Here is an 18,408-nt window from a genome sequence, read left to right on the forward strand (position 1 = left end):
TCGATTTGTGTTCGCGCCATTGTCTAGACTGTCCCCGTGCACGAACAGATACATATTCAGGGCGCCCGCGAACACAACCTCCGCAACGTCACGCTCGATATTCCGCGTGACAAGATGGCGGTCTTTACGGGGCTGTCGGGCTCGGGCAAGTCATCCCTTGCCTTTGACACGATCTTCGCAGAGGGCCAACGCCGATACGTCGAGTCGCTGTCGGCGTATGCCCGCCAGTTCCTCGGACAAATGGACAAGCCCGATGTGGACTTCATCGAAGGACTCTCGCCCGCGGTCTCCATCGACCAAAAGTCGACGAACCGTAACCCGCGCTCGACAGTGGGCACGATTACCGAAGTCTACGACTACTTGCGTCTTCTGTTTGCGCGAGCAGGCACGCAGTACTGTCCTGTCTGCGGCGAGCGCATCGAGGCCCAGAGCGCCGAAAAGATCGTCGATCGGCTCATCCAGCTCGAGGAGGGGACGCGTTTCCAGATACTTGCGCCGGTTATTCGCGGACGCAAGGGCGAGCACACCGACGTTTTGCGCACGCTGAGCGCCGATGGATATTCGCGTGCGCGGGTCGACGGCGAACTCGTGCGTCTGAGCGAGCCCCCGGCCCTTGCCAAGACGAAGAAGCACGACATCGACGTCGTCGTTGACCGCCTTGCGATACGCGACGGCATTCGCTCACGCCTCAACGATTCGGTGGAGACCGCGTTGCGCCTCGCCGACGGGCGTCTCATCGTCGATTTCGTCGATCTGGACGCCGACGATCCGGTCCGCGAGCGCAAGTTCTCCGAATTCCGCTCCTGCCCGAACGAACACGAGCTTGAAATCGAAGAGATTGAGCCGCGCACATTCTCTTTCAACGCGCCCTACGGCTCGTGCCCGGATTGCGACGGCATCGGATACACCGTGCAGGTCTCAGAGGACCTCGTAATTGGGGACGAGGAGCTCACCATTGACGAGGGCGCCATCATCCCGTGGTCGACCACCGCATCGGGCCCGGCGCGTGACTATCACATGCGTCAGCTGGAGGGACTAGGCGAGGAGCTCGGCTTTGACATCCACACCCAGTGGAAGGACCTGCCGCAGAATGTTCGCGAAGCGATCCTGCACGGCATGGATTACAAGGTCAAGATGAAGTACCGCAACCGGTGGGGCCGGGAGAAGGTCTATTCGACGGGCTTTGAGGGCGTTTTGCATTTCGTCAAGCGTAAGCATGACGAGACGAGCTCGGAATGGTCGCGGGAACGCTATCAGGGCTTCATGCGCGAAGTGACGTGCCAGACGTGTGGGGGAGCCAGGCTCCGCCCCGAGGTCCTAGCGGTCCGTGTCGGTGATCTCAACATCTTCGAGCTGACCGAGCTCTCGATCGGTGACGCGCTTGAGTACCTGAAGAATCTTGAGCTCGGCGAGCGGGAAAAGAAGATTGCCGACGCCGTGCTCAAGGAGATCATCGAACGCCTGACCTTCCTCGTCACCGTCGGCCTCGACTATCTGACGATGGCACGTTCTGCCGGTTCGCTCTCCGGTGGAGAGGCGCAGCGCATTCGCCTGGCCACCCAAATCGGTGCCGGGCTCGTCGGTGTTCTCTACGTGCTCGACGAGCCGTCCATCGGCCTTCACCAGCGTGATAATGAGAAGCTGCTCTCGGCGCTGCTGCGCCTGCGCGATCTGGGCAATACCCTCATCGTCGTCGAGCACGATGAGGATACAATCCGTGCCGCGGACTGGGTGGTGGACATCGGGCCGCGTGCTGGCGAGCACGGTGGCAATGTCGTCTATTCGGGCGAGCCTGCCGGCCTGCTCGAGTGCGAGGAGTCGCTGACGGGTGCCTACCTACAGGGCCGGGAGAAGATCGAGGTACCGGCGCGGCGTCGTCGTGTGTATAAGACGAAGCAAATCGAGGTGACCGGTGCGCGCGAAAACAACCTGAAGGACATTGACGTCAAGTTTCCGATCGGCGTCATGACAGCGGTGACGGGCGTGTCCGGTTCGGGCAAGTCCTCGCTGGTCAACACGATCCTTTACCGGGTGCTGGCCAACAAACTCAACCGCGCACAATCCTTGCCGGGCAAGCACACGAAGGTGAAAGGACTCGACGAGCTGGACAAGGTGGTGCACGTCGATCAGTCGCCCATCGGGCGCACGCCGCGCTCAAACCCCGCCACGTACACCGGGATGTGGGACCCGATTCGTAAGCTGTTTGCGGAAACCGAAGAAGCCAAGGTACGCGGCTACGGCCCCGGGCGTTTCTCCTTCAACGTTAAGGGCGGACGGTGCGAATCGTGTTCTGGCGACGGCACGCTCAAGATCGAGATGAACTTCCTTCCGGATGTGTACGTTCCCTGCGAGGTCTGCCACGGAACCCGGTACAACAGGGAAACCCTTGAGGTCCATTACAAAGGCAAAAACGTGGCCGAGGTTCTCGATATGACGATCTCCCAGGCACGGGAGTTCTTCGGCTCGGTTAGGCGCATTACCAAGTATCTCGAGGTCTTGGAAAATGTCGGGCTAGGCTACATCAAGCTTGGTCAACCCGCCACGACGCTGTCCGGCGGCGAGGCCCAGCGCGTCAAGCTCGCCTCCGAGCTACACCGGCGTTCGACCGGCCGGACCGTGTACATGCTCGACGAGCCCACTACCGGCCTCCACTTCGAAGACGTACGCAAGCTTCTCGGCGTCTTGCAAGAGCTCGCCGACAAGGGAAACACGATCATCGTCATTGAGCACAACCTCGATGTCATCAAGTCGGCCGACTGGGTGATCGATCTTGGCCCCGAAGGCGGTAAAGGCGGGGGCACGCTCGTCGCGGAGGGCACCCCCGAGGATGTCGCCCGCGTCGAGGAGTCCTACACAGGTCGGTACCTCAAGCCGATTTTGGAAAAGGCGGGAACGCTGAAATAAATGGCCAATCCGGAGAGCTATCGTCCCAAGACAGGCGACATTCCCACCGACCCGGGCGTCTACCGGTTTATTGACCCTGACGAGCGGGTCATCTATGTGGGCAAGGCAAAGAACCTACGCCAGCGCCTACAGAACTACTTCCAGGATCCGGTCTTGTTGCATCCGCGAACCCGGCAGATGGTGTTCACGGCGGCGCGTGTCCAATGGGTCGTGGTCGGATCGGAGATCGAGGCTCTCACGCTGGAGTACTCGTGGATCAAGGAGTTCGCGCCGCGGTTCAACGTCATGTACCGCGACGACAAGTCCTATCCCTACCTCGCCGTAACCTTGACGGAGAAGTTTCCGCGCGCGATGGTCACGCGCAACGCACATCGCCGGGGAAACCGCTATTACGGGCCCTACACCAAGGTGTGGGCGGTGCGTGATTCGCTCGATCAGCTTCTTCGGGTCTTTCCCATGCGTTCGTGCACGGCGGGGGTCTTCCGCAACGCCGAGCGCTCCGGTCGGGCTTGCCTGCTGGGGTACATCGACAAGTGCTCTGCGCCGTGTATCGGAAGGGTGAGCGAGGACGAGCATCGGGACATCGCGCGGGCTCTGGTTCGCTTCCTCGACGGTAGCGGCGAAGAACTCATTCGGGAAAAGAAGCGCGAGATGGCCGCCGCCTCGGCCGATCTGGATTTCGAGCGCGCGGCGCGGTTGCGCGACGACATTCACGCCCTCGAGGTCGTGGCCGAACGGAACACGGTGGTGCTTGATTCTGACGTGGACGCCGACGTCTTCGGACTCACCTTCGACGAATTGGAGGCCTCGGTGCAGGTGTTTTACGTCCGCGGTGGCCGTATCCGTGGTCAGCAGGGCTGGATTTCGACGATCGAGGACGAAGGCGCCACCGGCCTCATGAACCAGCTCTTGGTACAGGTCTATGGCCGTTTTTCGGACAAGGAGCGTGCCGGTGGGAAATCGGCGAAGACACGCGCCACCTCAGTCGACGACGTCGAGCACACATCCGCGGGCGCGCTTCCGCGAGAGATTTGGGTGCCAACGCTGCCCGACGACGCCGACACGCTCCGGTCCTGGCTGGCGGGGCTGCGCGGGGCGAAGGTGTCCATCAAGGTGCCTCAACGCGGCGCGAAGGCGGCGCTGATGGAGACGGTCGAGACCAACGCAAAGCAAGCCCTGCAGCGCCATAAGCTGGCGCGCGCGGGGGATATCACTGAGCGTTCGCAGGCTCTCGAGGAGCTTCGCGAGGGCCTTGGCCTTGAACGTGCTCCGCTTCGCATCGAAGGGTACGACATTTCGCATACCCAAGGAACGAACCAGGTCGGTTCCATGGTGGTTTTCGAAGACGGCCTAGCGAAGAAGTCAGACTATCGTCACTTCATCGTCCGGGGCGAGGACGGCCAGGGCGCGCGTGACGACACGGCCGCCATGGATGAGGTGCTTCGGCGTCGTTTATCCAGACTCGCTCAAACAGCGAACGCCGCCGACGCCTCCGACGACGACCCCTCCGAGCCCCCGCCGGGCAAGACTAAGCCGCGCTTTGCCTACCGGCCGGATCTTATCGTCGTCGACGGGGGATTGCCGCAGGTCAACGCTGCCCAGCGTGTCGTCGAGGAACTGGGGGCGCACGTGCAGATCATCGGGCTCGCTAAACGCTTGGAGGAGGTATGGGTTCCGGGTGAGCCTTTCCCTCTCATCCTCTCGCGGTCCTCACCAGCGCTACGCCTGCTCCAACATCTGCGCGACGAGTCCCATCGCTTCGCCATCACCTTCCATCGCAAGAAGCGTTCGCGGGCGATGACCCGCTCGGCACTCGACGAGATCGCGGGGCTCGGCCCGGCCAAGCAGGCAGCGCTCATCAAACACTTCAAATCAGTCGCCTGTATCAAGGCTGCCAGCGAGGAAGAACTGCAGGCCGCCCCGGGAATCGGCCCCGCCTTGGCGCGTACGATCCGCGAACACTTTGCAGGAAAGTTAGACGAAAAACTGGCACCATAGATCACATGGAAAAGATCTCGCACGAGAACATCAACGACACTGGTAAGATCCCCTCGATCGTGCCCGAACTGGATCGTGAGGCGGAGCTTCCGAGCACGCAGGTCCCGGAAATCCTCATCATCACGGGCATGTCAGGTGCTGGCCGCTCTCGCGCCGCGGCGACCTTAGAAGATATCGGCTGGTACGTCGTCGACAATCTTCCTCCCCGGTTGCTCAGCGCCCTTGCCGGGCTCATGTCACCCATCGACGGGCAGTCTGTGCGGCGCTTGGCGGCTGTCGTGGACGTGCGTTCGCGTGAGTATTTCCAAGAGTTCGTCCAGATTCTCGATCAACTCCAGGAACGCAAGCTCGATTACCGCATCATGTTCCTCGACGCCTCGGATGAGGTGCTGGTGCGCCGCTACGAATCGGTGCGCCGCCCACATCCGCTTCAGGGCGATGGGCGTTTGCTCGAGGGCATCCGGCTCGAACGCGAGGTGTTGTCCCAGCTTCGCAGGCGCGCGGATATCTATATCGATACCTCGACGCTCTCCGTCCACGACCTCTCGCGTAAGATTCGCCAGAATCTGCAAAAGGCGGGGGAGGACGATCTGCACCTGACGACCATGTCCTTCGGTTTCAAGTACGGCTTGCCTCTCGACGCCGACCATGTGGCCGACGTGCGGTTCCTGCCGAACCCGTACTGGGTCACGGAGCTTCGCCATTTGACCGGCAAGGACAAGCCGGTATCAGACTTTGTTTTGAATATCGATGGCGCGGAGGAGTTCATCGAGGGGTATGCGGCGCTCCTTGATCCGATCCTCGAGGGCTATAAGCACGAGCTCAAGCCGTATGTCACGATTGCTATTGGCTGCACGGGTGGCAAACACCGTTCCGTGGCGATGGCCGAAAAGCTTGCGGAACTCATGCGCGGGCGCGGCCACTCGGTGCGCGTCTACCATCGCGATTTAGGGCGAGAATGATTGCCGGTGAAGGTGGCGCGCGTGGTCGTAAAGTCGTTGCGCTTGGCGGCGGGCACGGCCTGTACGCCACGTTAAGCGCTTTGCGTCTGCTGACGCGCAATATTACCGCGATTGTCACTGTTGCCGACGACGGCGGTAGCTCGGGGCGCCTGCGTCAAGAGTTCGATATCCTCCCGCCCGGCGATCTGAGGATGGCCCTGTCCGCCCTGTGCGACGACGGCGAGTGGGGCCTGACCTGGCGAGACGTGCTTCAGTATCGCTTTTCCTCCGACGGGCCGCTCAATGGGCACTCGCTGGGCAACCTCTTAATGACGGGCGTGTGGGATCTGCTTGGGGATTCAGTGGGCGGGCTTGACCTTGTCGGGCGTCTGCTCGACACGAAGGGCCGGGTCCTGCCGATGGCCGCTACGCCGCTGCGTATCGAGGCCGACGTCGTCGACAGTGTGGGGGAGCACACGATCTCGGGCCAGGTCGGGGTTGCCACCTGCCATGCCGATATCAAGCAGGTGCGCATCATTCCGTCCAATCCGCCGGCGGTTCCGCAGGCTATCGACGCGATCAACGACGCCGACTGGGTAATCTTCGGGCCCGGATCCTGGTTTACCTCGGTCATTCCGCATTTGTTGGTTCCCGAGCTGTATGAGGCGCTGATTTCGACGCGGGCCAAGCGCGCGCTTGCAATCAATCTTGTTCCCGACGCCGAGACGCGCACCCTTTCGCCCAGTGACCACGTCCGCTCCTTCCATGAGCATGCGCCGAGTCTCACACTCGACTCGATTCTGATCGACGAAAACTCGCCTGCCGATTGGGAGGATCTGCAGGTAGCGGCGCGAGAATGCGGAGCTGAGGTGTTGGCACGCCCCTTGGCGGACCGCTCGGATCCTGCCCTTCACGACGCCCTTTTCCTTGCCTCAGCGCTTCGTGAGATGCTCAGTTCCCGCTAAGCTCGAAACGCGGTAGGCTTGCTTGCCGCAGCACTTGCTGGACACATCTGCCATTGGAGGAAACATGCCCGCCCTGACCAAAACGGTAAAAGACGAGCTTTCTGCGGTGTACCCGCGGGTGGCGTCGTCAATGACCGCCGAGGTCTCTGTAATGTTCCGCTTCGGTGGCGGATTGCAGATCAATGGAGGCCTGGTCAGTCTTCAGTCTGAGCTTGACCACCCGGGCGCGGCGCGTCACCTGTGCGAGCTCATCAAGCGCCTCTTTTCTGTGGACGCCGATTTAGTTGTGGTCAAGAATCCTGGGCGTGCGGGCAACACCTATGTTGTGCGGATCAGTCAAAACGGCGAGCGTATCGCTCGGCGAATTGGCCTGCTTGACCCGCATGGGCGGCCCGTGCGCGGCCTGCCGCCCCAGATTGTGGGCGGAACGAAGGCCGATGCGGCCGCAGCGTGGCGGGGAGCTTTTCTGGCTCGGGGTACGCTCATGGAGCCGGGCCGTAACGCCTCGCTGGAGCTGACGTGCCCGTCGCTGGAGGCCGCGTACGGCATCGGTGGCTTGGCGCGCCGGATGGAGATTCCTTATCGCGCCCGCGAGGCGCGCGGCGCTTTCCGTGTTGACATTCGCGAGGGTGACGGCATTTCTGACATGCTTACGCGCATGGGCGCCAATGATGCGGTGTTGCGGTGGGAGGATCTGCGCACCGAGCGCGAGGTCCACGGCCAGGCCAATCGGCTGGCGAACTTTGATGACGCCAATATGCGGCGCTCGGCGGATGCGGCGGTCGTGGCCGTCATCCGTGTCAGGCGCGCCTTTGAGATTTTGGGTGAGGATGTTCCTGCAAATCTTCGCGAGGTTGGAAGCTTCCGTATCCAGTATCCGGAGGATTCGCTCAATATGCTCGGAGACCGTTTGAACCCTCCCGCGACGAAGGACGCCGTGGCGGGTCGTTTGCGTCGGCTCAACACGATGGCCGATAAGCGCGCGGCTGAACTGCGCATTCCCGACACCATGGATGCGGTCGCGGACGCTCAGCGGCGTTCCTAAGTTACCCGCAGGTCTGGGCGAAACTCGTGACGACGGCGTCGTGGACACGCGCCACTTTGTCAGCTCAGTGTGAAAGAGGAAACTGAAAACGTCTTTGGTCCCTGACTGTGAGCGTCATTTCGTTGTAGAATCTGAAGGAAACGTGAGCGGCCACGCGAGATGCGAGCCCAGCGATCGTTGCGGGAACTTCCCGTTTATCCATCTACAACGTGTGGCACGTCCACACAAGGAGGACAAGAGTGACCATTAAGGTTGGAATCAACGGATTTGGCCGTATCGGCCGTAACTTCACGCGTGCAGCTCTTGCGCAGGGCGCGGATATTGAGATCGTTGCTGTTAACGACCTCACCGACAACAAGACCCTCGCACACCTGCTGAAGTACGACTCGATCCTCGGCACCCTTGACAAGGACGTCACCTACACCGATGACGAGATCAAGCTGGGTGATCACGCCATCAAGGCATTCGCTGAGCGCGATCCCGCCAACCTCCCCTGGGGCGAGCTTGGCGTTGACATCGTCATCGAGTCGACCGGTCGTTTCACGAACGCTGAGGATGCCAAGAAGCACATCGAGGCTGGCGCCAAGAAGGTTCTCATCTCCGCTCCGGCGAAGAACGAGGACATCACCATCGTCATGGGTGTTAACGACGGCGATTACGATGCTGCCAAGCACACCATCATCTCGAACGCTTCCTGCACCACCAACTGCCTCGCACCGATGGCTAAGGTTCTCAACGACGAGTTCGGTATCGTCAAGGGCCTCATGACCACTGTTCACGCATACACTGCTGACCAGAACCTCATGGACGGCCCGCACAAGGATCTGCGTCGTGCACGCGCCGCTGCCCTGTCGATCATCCCGACCTCCACGGGTGCCGCTAAGGCTGTCGCCCTCGTGCTCCCGGAGCTTAAGGGCAAGTTCGACGGCTACGCACTGCGCGTTCCGACCCCCACGGGCTCCGCTACCGACCTCACCTTCGAGGCCGAGCGCGAAGTCACCGTTGAGGAAGTCAATGCCGCCATCAAGAAGGCTGCTGAGGGCGAGCTCAAGGGCATCCTGAAGTACACCGAGGATCCGATCGTCTCGAAGGATATCGAGACCGATCCGCACTCCTCGATCTTCGATGCTGGCCTGACCAAGGTTATCGGCAACCAGGTGAAGGTTGTTTCCTGGTACGACAACGAGTGGGGCTACTCGAACCGCCTCGTTGACCTCTCCGTTCTCGTTGGCAAGTCGCTCTAAGCCTTCCGACGCGCTCGTAGAGCACCAGTGAATTGAGTGCCCGCACATGCGTGACATGTGCGGGCACTTTCACCAGAAAAGTCGTATCGCGCGTGAGCCTTCCGAGCACTTGCGTGGATGACGACTGTTGTCTTAAAAATCTATGAGGAGATTTTATGAGGACCATTGATTCGCTCGGCGATCTCGCCGGCAAGAAGGTTTTTGTTCGTTCGGACTTTAACGTTCCGCTCGACAAGGAAAAGAACATCACCGACGACGGCCGTATCCGTGCCGCTCTTCCGACTCTCACGCGCCTCATCGACGCCGGCGCGAAGGTCATCGTCTCTGCACACCTTGGTCGCCCCAAGGGTCAGGTCAATCCTGAATTCTCTCTTGCGCCCGTGGCGGCGCGTCTTGGCGAGCTGCTTGGCAAGGACGTCAAGCTCGCCGAGGATACCGTCGGTGAGTCTGCCAAGGCCCTGACCTCCGAGATGGCCGATGGCGACGTCGTCCTGCTCGAGAACGTCCGTTTCGATCCGCGCGAGTCTTCGAAGGTGGACGCCGAGCGCGAGGAGCTGGCCAAGGAATATGCGGCTCTGGCAGACGCCTTTGTGTCTGACGGCTTCGGAGTTGTACACCGCAAGCAGGCCTCCGTCTACGACATCGCCAAGGAGCTTCCGAGTGCCGCAGGTGAGCTGGTCTTCAAGGAGATCGACTCCCTGTCGAAGGCGACGAAGAATCCCGCGCGTCCCTACACCGTGATCTTGGGTGGATCGAAGGTCTCGGATAAGCTCGGCGTCATCGATAACCTCCTCGACAAGGCAGACCGCCTGCTCATCGGCGGCGGCATGGCTTACACCTTCCTCAAGGCAATGGGCAACGAGGTTGGCACCTCGCTCCTCGAAGAGGACTTCGTCGAGAAGGCTGCCGAGTATCTGAAGAAGGCAAAGGAAGCCGGCGTCGAGATGCTGGTTCCGGTCGATAACGTCACCGCTCCCGAATTCAACGCGGACGCTCCGGCCTCCATCTACGACACGGGCGCCATGCCCGAAGGCGAGATGGGCCTTGACATCGGCCCGCAGACCCGCAAGCTTTACGCCGATGCGATCGCCGACTCGAAGACGATCGTCTGGAATGGCCCGATGGGCGTCTTCGAGTTCCCGGCATTCGCCAACGGCACGAAGGCTATCGCGGAGGCGATGGAGAACGCCGAGGGCTTCACCATCGTCGGCGGCGGCGATTCGGCCGCGGCTGTCCGCAACCTTGGTTTCGACGAAGCAAAGTTTGATCACATTTCCACCGGTGGCGGCGCCTCCCTCGAGTACCTCGAGGGTAAGGAGCTTCCCGGTATTGCAGTTCTGGAGGACTAAATGACCCGCACCCCGCTGATGGCAGGCAACTGGAAGATGAACCTCGATCACCTCGAGGCCATCTCCCTCGTTCAGAAGCTTGCCCTGACACTCAAGGATCTCAAGCACGACTTCGCGACCACGCAGGCCGCGGTCATCGTTCCGTTCACGGACATCCGTTCTGTTCAGACCCTCGTTGACGGCGAAGAATTCGAGATCGCCTACGGCGCACAGGATGTTTCCATCCACGACAAGGGCGCATACACGGGTGAGATTTCCACCGCGATGTTGACCAAGCTTGGTTGCACCTACGTCGTCGTCGGTCACTCCGAGCGTCGTGAGTACCACGGCGAGACCTCCGAGCTCGTGGGTCAGAAAGCAAAGAAGGTGCTTGACGCCGGCATGACTCCGATTATGTGCTGCGGCGAGGCACTCGACGTGCGCAAGGAAGGCCGTCAGGTCGAATACGTCCTCGGCCAGATCGAGGACATGCTCGCTGGCCTCAGCGCCGACGAGGTAGCAACCTCCGTTATCGCCTACGAGCCCATCTGGGCCATCGGCACGGGCGAGGTCGCTACCCCGGAGGATGCTCAGGAAGTCTGTGGCGCTATCCGTGGCAAGGTCGCCGAGCTGTACAATGAGGCAACTGCACAAGCCGTGCGTATCCAGTACGGCGGCTCGGTGAAATCGTCCAACGTCAAGGACATCATGGCTCAGCCTGACGTTGATGGTGCCCTGGTCGGTGGTGCCTCGCTCGACGCCGAGGAGTTCGCCAAGATCGTGACCTTCCTCGCTTAAGCGATATCACACACGGGAGGGGAGCGGCATTCACGCCGTTCCCCTCCCGTGCTATACACTAGAACGGTACTTTGACGCTCAGCGTCCTCCCCGAATGAAAGAGTTTCTATCGTGCAGGCACTCCTTGTCATCTGCATTGTTCTGCTCGTCCTGTCGAGCCTGCTTCTCATCGGCTCGATCCTGCTTCACAAGGGCCGTGGCGGAGGCATTTCCGACGTGTTCGGTGGCGGTATCTCGACCTCGATGCGCTCCTCAGGTGTCGCAGAACGCAACTTGAACCGCATCACGATCGGCGTCGCGATCGTCTGGGCACTGTCCGTCGTCTTCATTGGGTTGATCACGAAGATTCAGTCCTAGAGTGAGAGTGTGAAAAATGCGCCCGAGAGGGCGCGTTTTTTCGTGCGACCGTTGTGGCCTTGGGCTTACTGAATGAGCCCGAGGCCCTCGCTGATCACCGCCGCAAACTCGCTGTCATCACCGACGGTTCGAAGCTCTTCAATGAGCTGGGCCTGGAGGGTCCGCATGGGCATCGAGATCTGCAGATCGGAGCGGCCGGGGCGGGAGAGAACGGCGATGTCGCCGTCCTTGGGCCTCTTGATGGTCAACGGCCCCGACGCGCGATGGAGGATGACTGAGTCGATTCCTGCGGCGTCCGTGTGGACGAGCTTGACCTGCACCCCGAGCCGGAGCGCGAGCCACGCGGCCAGCATGTTGGAGCCAGCTCGATTCGTGTTGCCGCCGACCTCGGCGCGGGTAACCTCCTCGTGTGGCGCCTCGTTGAGGAGCGCCGCCAGCTGCGAGCGCCAGATGGTAATGCCAGCCCAGGTGATATCCGTGTCTCCAGGCTGTCGGTGCTGGGCGAGTTGCGTCAACGTGGCCACGGGATTCCGGGTCGAGTTGGCGTTGGTGATGCGGCGGGAGGAAATCTGTCCCAGGCCGTTGTCGGAAGGATTGCGCGGAGCTTCCTGCACCCACCACGTGAACACGGGCGCGTCGGGGAGCAGTAGCGGAATGACGAGGGAGACCTGGTTGGTGCCCGCGCCGTTGTATGGGCGCAGGATGATGACCTCGGCTGAGCCGACGTCCTCGTGATCCATGATTTCGGCGTCAAGGTGTGGTTCGGCCTCGTCGGAGGCCTCAGGCAGGACGACGATGATGCGAAGCGGATGAGCCTGAGCCACGTCGAGGGCCGATTCGACGACGGAGCGGACGCCGTCCTCGTCCTTCACGACGGCGATGAGGTTGAGTACCTTGCCTAGCGCTGACCCGCCCTCGCCGCGGTTGTCGTTGAGCTTGCGCGCCAGCCGCGCTGAGGTGGTGTTCGAAATGATCTGCATGATTCTCCTAGGGTCGGCGCCAGGTGCGTCCGTCTTGCCCGAGCATGGCGTCTGAGGCGAGAGGCCCCCACGAGCCCGGCTCATAGGTTTCAAGGGGACGTGACGAATTCTCCCAATATTTCGTGACTTGGTCGACGAGCTTCCAACTCAGCTCCACCTCCGTTTGACGAGGGAAGAGCGGCGGCTCACCGAGGAGGACGTCGAGGATGAGTCGCTCGTAGGCCTCGGGAGCGTATTCGGTAAAGGCGTGCCCGTAGCCGAAATCCATCGTGACATCGCGCAGCAGCATCTGCGCTCCCGGCACTTTCGAGGCGAAACGGAAGGTCACGCCCTCGTCGGGCTGGATGCGGATCACCAGCGTATTCGAGCCCATTCCCGCTGCCTGTTCATCCGTAAACGGGAGGAAGGGCGGGCGGCGAAACTCGAGGGCGACCTCGGTCACGCGGCGACCGAGGCGCTTGCCTGCGCGCAGGTAGAACGGCACGCCCGCCCACCGCCGGGTATCAATTCCGAGCCGTAGTGCGGCGTATGTGTCCGTCCGCGAATCGGGAGAGACGCCGTCCTCATCGAGATACGAGCGGACGTTTTCCCCGCCCTGCCACCCGGAAGCATACTGGGCAAAGACGGAGGAATTACCAGCGTTGCCGAAAAGATGCGTGGCCGTGAGAACCTTTTCTTTCTCGCGTCGCAGCGCATCGGCCTCAAAGCTCGTGGGTTCTTCCATCGCGATGAGCGCCAAGAGCTGGAGAAGGTGGTTCTGGATCACGTCGCGTGCCGCGCCAACGCCGTCGTAGTAGCCCGCGCGTGAGCCGATGCCAATGTCTTCGGCCATCGTAATCTGGACGTGGTCGACGTGGGCGTTGTTCCAGATAGGCTCGAAGAGCTCGTTGGCAAAGCGCAGGGCGAGGATATTTTGAACCGTTTCCTTGCCAAGATAGTGATCGATGCGGAAGATGGAGGACTCGTCGAAGACGTCGGTGACGATGCGGTCGAGCTCCTGGGCCGAACGCAAATCGTTTCCGAAGGGCTTCTCGATCACCACGCGACGCCAGCCGTGGTCGTGATTGTCGAGGTCGGCCTCCTTGAGCTCGGTGAGCACCTGCGGAAAGAGCGTGGGCGGGATCGCGAGGTAGAAGGCATAATTCCCGCCCGTCCCGCGCTCCTTTTCGGCGGCCGAGAGCGCGGCGTTGAGCTGGCAAAACGTCTCGGGGGAGTCATAGTCTCCCTCAACGACGCGGAAACCCGCCATTAGCTGACTCAGAGCGGTCTCGTCGATGCCCGTCTTCGCGCCGTCCCGGATCGCGTCTTCCACCCAGGCGGCGAGGTTGGGGATGGACGCCTTTGGCCGCGCGACGCCGATGAGCGTGAACGAAGCTGGAAGCAATCCTCGATGCGAAAGATCGTAGATCGCCGGAAGAATCTTGTTTTTCGACAGGTCGCCGGTGATGCCGAAAAGGACCAAGCCACATGGGCTAGCAACGCGCAACATACGCGTGTCCGAGTCGGACAGGAGAGGATTGACCCACTCTTTTTCCATATTTCACCCTTCTACAACAGGTGCAGGGTGACTCAACGAGCCACCCTGCACCTGAATTGTACTACCTAGTTCATCGCGTCACTCACTGTGTCAATGAGCTCCTCCCAGGCGGCTTCGAACTTCTCCACACCTTCTTCCTCGAGCTGGGCCGCAACCTGCGGCAGGTCGATGCCGAGTAGGACGAGGTGATCCATCGTGTTCTTCGCGCTATCAAGACTGGGGCGAACCGTGTCCCCATCGAACTGCGCCGAATCCTTAACAGCCCACAACGTTGCCTCGGGCATCGTGTTGACGACGAACTTGGTCGCAAGCTGGTCGACATACATGGTGGGGGAGTAGTCGGGATTCTTCACCCCGGTGGATGCCCACAGCGGCCGCTGAAGGTTCGCACCTTCTTCCTCGAGGTCGCGGAAACGATCGGATTCTTCGAAGTGCTTGACGAAGGCGGCGTAGGCGTTGCGCGCGTTCGCCACTCCCGCCTTGCCGCGCATGCACAGCGCGGACTGGCCACCGATCTTTTCCAGACGCTTGTCGATTTCCGTATCCACGCGGGAAACGAAGAAAGACGCGACGGAGTGGATCTTGGACAGGTCCTTGCCGTTCTTTAGCGCCTTTTCGAGGCCGGTGAGGTAGGCATCGATGACCGCTTCGTAACGTTCAACGGAGAAGATGAGCGTAACGTTGACGGAGATCCCCTCAGCAATAGCTTCGCGGATAGCCGGAAGCCCGGCGGCCGTGGCGGGAATCTTGATCATGGCGTTGGGTCGATCAACCTTGGCCCACAACTCCTTGGCCTGGGCCAAGGTCGGAGCGGGATTGTGTGCGAGGCGCGGATCGACCTCGATCGAGACACGCCCGTCGTAACCCGAGCTCGCTGCGAAGGTGTCGGCGAAGACATCGCAGGCGCGGCGGACGTCGTCCGTGGTCAGTTCCGTAATGATCTGCTCGGCGGTCAAGCCCTTGTCTGCGAGGCGCTTGACGTCTTCTCGGTAATCGTCAGAGCCCGAGATCGAGGCCTGGAAGATCGCCGGATTGGTTGTGACGCCAACGACGTTGTGCTCCGCGATGAGCTGGGCGAGGTTGCCGCTTGTGAGGCGGCCACGCGAGAGGTCGTCGAGCCAGATCGAGACGCCCAGATCGGACAGTCGTGCAAGATTGGTCATGAAAGTCTCCTTACTTCGCTGCCGCGATAGATTCCTTGGCGGCCCGTGCGACATTGGCGGCGTTTATGCCGTACTTGTCGAGGAGCAGATCGCCTGCGGCGGATTCGCCAAAGTGGTCAATGCCCACCATGCGTCCGGCGTCGCCGACGAAGGTGCGCCAACCAAAGGTAGAACCGGCCTCGACGGAGACACGCGCCTTGATCGACGAAGGAATGACCGACTCGCGGTAGTCCTCGTCCTGTTCGGTGAACCACTCGATACACGGCATGGAAACGACGCGAGCACCGATGCCTTCCTTGGCGAGCTCCTGACGAGCCTCGAGGGCAACCGCGACCTCCGAGCCGGTGGCGATGAGGACGACGTCGACTCTCTCGGCGTCCGCTAGGACGTAACCGCCCTTGAGAACGCCCTCGGCGGAGGCAAGCGTGTCGGCTGTTGCCTCGCCCTCGCCACGTGCGGGCACGGGAAGGTTCTGGCGGGAGAGGATGATGCCTGCCGGGCGGTCGGTGCGCTCGAGGATGCCGCGCCACGCGTAGGAGACCTCGTTGGCGTCGGCGGGGCGAACAATATCGAGGCCTGGAATCGCACGGTAGGCCCACAGATGCTCGATGGGCTGGTGGGTCGGACCATCTTCGCCAACGCCCACCGAATCGTGGGTCCAGACGAAGATGGATGGGGTCTTCATGATCGCTGCCAGGCGTACGGCCGGACGCATGTAGTCGGCGAATACGAAGAAGGTGCCGCCGTACGGGCGGGTCAAACCGTGAAGGCTGATTCCGTTGACGATCGCTCCCATTCCATGCTCGCGAACTCCGAAGTGAAGGTTACGGCCGAAAGCATTGCCGGGGAACATCGACGAGGAGCGGTCTTCGGGGAAGAAGGACGGCTCGCCCTTGAGGAGAGTGTTGTTCGATCCGGCCAGATCGGACGAACCGCCCCACAGCTCTGGCAGAACATCCTTCACGGCGTTCAGGACGACGCCCGATGCGGCGCGAGTGGCAACCGCCTTGCCGGCCTCGAACGTGGGGAAGGCGTCTTCGAAGGCCTCGGGCAGTTCGCGTGCCTGGAGGCGCTCGAGCAGGTTCTTCTGCTCCGGGTTCGCTGCCGCCCACTCGTCGAACTTGGCCTGCCATTCTTCGCGGGCAGCCTTGGCCTTCGCTGCGGCCTGGGAACGGGTGTGCTCAAGAACCTCGGGGGCGATGAAGAAGGACTTGTCCGGATCCAGGCCGAGGATCTCCTTCGTCTGACGGATCTCGTCTTCGCCCAGTGCGGCGCCGTGTGCGGCGCCGGTTCCCTGCTTGGTTGGCGTCGGCCACGCGATGATGGTGGACAGCTTGATGATCGAGGGCTTGTCCGTGACTTTCTTGGCTTCCTCGATGGCGTTGAAGAGGGCCTCGACGTCCTCGTGGTAATCGCCACCGTTGAGCCAATCCACGTGCTGGGTGTGCCAGCCGTAAGCCGCGTAACGAGCTAGGACGTCCTCGGAGAAGGCGATCGATGTGTCGTCTTCAATGGAAATGCGGTTATCGTCGTAAATGAGGATGAGGTTGCCCAGCTTCTGGGTGCCCGCGAGCGAGGAAGCCTCGGAGGTTATCCCCTCCTCGAGACAGCCATCGCCGGAAATGACGTACACGAAGTGATCGAAGATGGACTCGCCCTCGGGGGCGTCGGGGTCGAGGAGGCCGTGCGCGCGGCGGGCGGCCATGGCCATGCCGACGGCGGAGGACAGCCCCTGGCCGAGCGGACCGGTGGTGATCTCGACGCCCTTGGTGTGCCCATACTCAGGGTGTCCCGGAGTGAGGGAGCCCTCGGTGCGCAAAGCCGCGAGATCGTCCATCTCGAGGCCGTAGCCTGCGAGGAAGAGCTGGACGTACTGGGTGAGGGAGGAATGCCCTGCCGACATGACGAAGCGATCGCGGCCGAGCCACTGGTCATCGTGAGGGTCATGGCGCATGACCTTCTGGAAGAGGACGTAGGCGGCAGGGGAAAGCGACATTGCAGTTCCCGGGTGGCCATTGCCGACCTTCTGGACAGCGTCTGCGGCGAGAACTCGGCCGGTATCAACGGCCTTCTGGTCGAGATCGCTCCATTCAAACGTCGTCATGAATATTCTCCTTACTATTGGGGCACGTAGTCCGAGTGCCGATAGCATTAATCCTACGTGTATTTCTCACAAAGGGAGGAAGGGACATGAGTAGACGCGCAGAAGTGCATAGTGACACGTTTGACGCCGATATCCGCCAATATCTCGCCCACCTCAGTGTCGAACGTTCGCTGTCCGAGCACACGATCGCCGCCTACCGCCGGGACATTGACCACTACGTCGCGCATCTGCGCACCCGCGGCGTTTCGGCCTTCACGGACGCAACCGCTGAGGACGCCGTCTCCTTCGTCGACTACCTGCGTGAGGGGCGTTCCGGAAAGGCTTTCGCCACATCGTCCGTGGCCCGAATGACGACGGCCATTCGCCGCCTCCACGAGTTTCTTCTCCTCGAAGGGCGCACGACGTCGGACCCCACAGCCGACCTTCACCCTCCGAAGCTTGGGGGCAGACTCCCGAAGGCCATCACCGTTGAAGAAATGAATAGGCTCATTGAGGCGGCGTCGTTCGGGGACGGGACCGTCGCGCTTCGCGATCGCGCCCTTGTCGAAATCCTCTACGGCACGGGCGCGCGCATCTCCGAGGCCGTGGGGCTCACGGCCGGCGATATCGACCTCGATTCGGCGACTATTCGCCTCTTCGGCAAGGGGCGTAAAGAACGCCTCCTGCCACTCGGGCGCTACGCGGTCGAGGCGCTTGAGGCCTACCTGGTTCGGGGCCGGCCAGCGCTGGCTGCGAAGGGCACGGGGACGGCGTCGTTATTCTTGAACAAGCGCGGAAAGCCGCTGACGAGGCAATCGGCGTGGAACGCGATCGCCGAGATAGCCCAACGAGCCCGGATCGAGGGCGTCTCGCCGCACACGTTCCGTCATTCGTTTGCCACCCACCTGCTCCAGGGCGGGGCAGACGTTCGTATCGTCCAGGAAATGCTCGGGCACTCGTCGGTGACAACCACGCAGATCTACACGAAGGTGACGGGAACGACCCTCCGTGAAATGTATGCCAGTTCCCACCCGCGTGCCTTGCACACGTAAGAAACATGATGGA

Annotated in this window: 14 protein-coding genes; 10 read left to right on the top strand and 4 right to left on the bottom strand. The window is 61.6% G+C overall.

From position 1 onward, the window contains the following. Positions 1–36 precede the first annotated feature (36 nt). The 9 genes from uvrA (at position 37) to secG (ending at position 11,580) form a co-directional block, all read left to right on the top strand. Positions 37–2,904 carry an excinuclease ABC subunit UvrA gene (gene uvrA / locus HLG82_RS04675; RefSeq protein WP_193327535.1) on the top strand — a complete coding sequence of 956 codons (2,868 nt, stop codon included), beginning with the start codon at positions 37–39 and terminating at the stop codon, positions 2,902–2,904. Next, positions 2,905–4,902 carry an excinuclease ABC subunit UvrC gene (gene uvrC / locus HLG82_RS04680; protein WP_193327536.1) on the top strand — a complete coding sequence of 666 codons (1,998 nt, stop codon included), beginning with the start codon at positions 2,905–2,907 and terminating at the stop codon, positions 4,900–4,902. Between the two features lie 5 nt (positions 4,903–4,907). Continuing rightward, positions 4,908–5,864 carry an RNase adapter RapZ gene (gene rapZ, locus HLG82_RS04685; protein ID WP_193327537.1) on the top strand — a complete coding sequence of 319 codons (957 nt, stop codon included), beginning with the start codon at positions 4,908–4,910 and terminating at the stop codon, positions 5,862–5,864. Then, positions 5,861–6,808, top strand: a complete 948-nt coding sequence (locus HLG82_RS04690) for a gluconeogenesis factor YvcK family protein (RefSeq protein WP_193327538.1) — start codon at positions 5,861–5,863, stop codon at positions 6,806–6,808. The genes rapZ and HLG82_RS04690 overlap by 4 nt, the downstream gene beginning before the upstream one ends. A 64-nt stretch (positions 6,809–6,872) precedes the next feature. Then, a complete protein-coding gene (whiA, locus tag HLG82_RS04695; protein WP_193327539.1) occupies positions 6,873–7,853 on the top strand; it encodes a DNA-binding protein WhiA in 981 nt (326 codons plus the stop codon). A gap of 239 nt (positions 7,854–8,092) precedes the next feature. Then, positions 8,093–9,097 (top strand): type I glyceraldehyde-3-phosphate dehydrogenase, encoded by a 1,005-nt coding sequence (gap, locus tag HLG82_RS04700; protein WP_193327540.1) that lies wholly within the window; start codon positions 8,093–8,095, stop codon positions 9,095–9,097. Between the two features lie 155 nt (positions 9,098–9,252). Next, complete coding sequence (locus HLG82_RS04705; RefSeq protein WP_193327541.1) at positions 9,253–10,446, top strand: phosphoglycerate kinase; 1,194 nt, start codon at positions 9,253–9,255, stop codon at positions 10,444–10,446. Further along, positions 10,447–11,223 carry a triose-phosphate isomerase gene (gene tpiA, locus HLG82_RS04710; protein ID WP_193327542.1) on the top strand — a complete coding sequence of 259 codons (777 nt, stop codon included), beginning with the start codon at positions 10,447–10,449 and terminating at the stop codon, positions 11,221–11,223. A 111-nt stretch (positions 11,224–11,334) separates the two neighbouring features. After that, the gene (gene secG / locus HLG82_RS04715) at positions 11,335–11,580 is read left to right on the top strand and encodes a preprotein translocase subunit SecG (RefSeq protein ID WP_193327543.1); all 246 of its coding nucleotides are present in this window, start codon (positions 11,335–11,337) and stop codon (positions 11,578–11,580) included. A gap of 65 nt (positions 11,581–11,645) precedes the next feature. Here secG and HLG82_RS04720 read toward each other — a convergent pair whose 3' ends face one another. The 4 genes from HLG82_RS04720 to tkt form a co-directional block, all read right to left on the bottom strand. Next, complete coding sequence (locus HLG82_RS04720) at positions 11,646–12,560, bottom strand: glucose-6-phosphate dehydrogenase assembly protein OpcA (RefSeq protein ID WP_193327544.1); 915 nt, start codon at positions 12,558–12,560, stop codon at positions 11,646–11,648. A 7-nt stretch (positions 12,561–12,567) separates the two neighbouring features. Then, entirely contained in the window at positions 12,568–14,097 is a 1,530-nt protein-coding gene (gene zwf / locus HLG82_RS04725; RefSeq protein ID WP_193327545.1) for a glucose-6-phosphate dehydrogenase, read from the bottom strand. A 65-nt stretch (positions 14,098–14,162) separates the two neighbouring features. After that, entirely contained in the window at positions 14,163–15,260 is a 1,098-nt protein-coding gene (gene tal, locus HLG82_RS04730) for a transaldolase (RefSeq protein WP_193327546.1), read from the bottom strand. 10 nt (positions 15,261–15,270) lie between these two features. Then, on the bottom strand, positions 15,271–17,364 hold the full coding sequence (gene tkt, locus HLG82_RS04735) for a transketolase (protein ID WP_193327547.1): 2,094 nt from the start codon (positions 17,362–17,364) through the stop codon (positions 15,271–15,273). A gap of 86 nt (positions 17,365–17,450) precedes the next feature. Here tkt and xerD point away from each other — a divergent pair, with 86 nt between their 5' ends. Beyond that, positions 17,451–18,395 (top strand): site-specific tyrosine recombinase XerD, encoded by a 945-nt coding sequence (xerD, locus tag HLG82_RS04740; protein ID WP_193327548.1) that lies wholly within the window; start codon positions 17,451–17,453, stop codon positions 18,393–18,395. Positions 18,396–18,408 lie beyond the last annotated feature (13 nt).

The organism is Trueperella pecoris, assembly GCF_014926385.1.
Lineage (GTDB): Bacteria > Actinomycetota > Actinomycetes > Actinomycetales > Actinomycetaceae > Trueperella > Trueperella pecoris.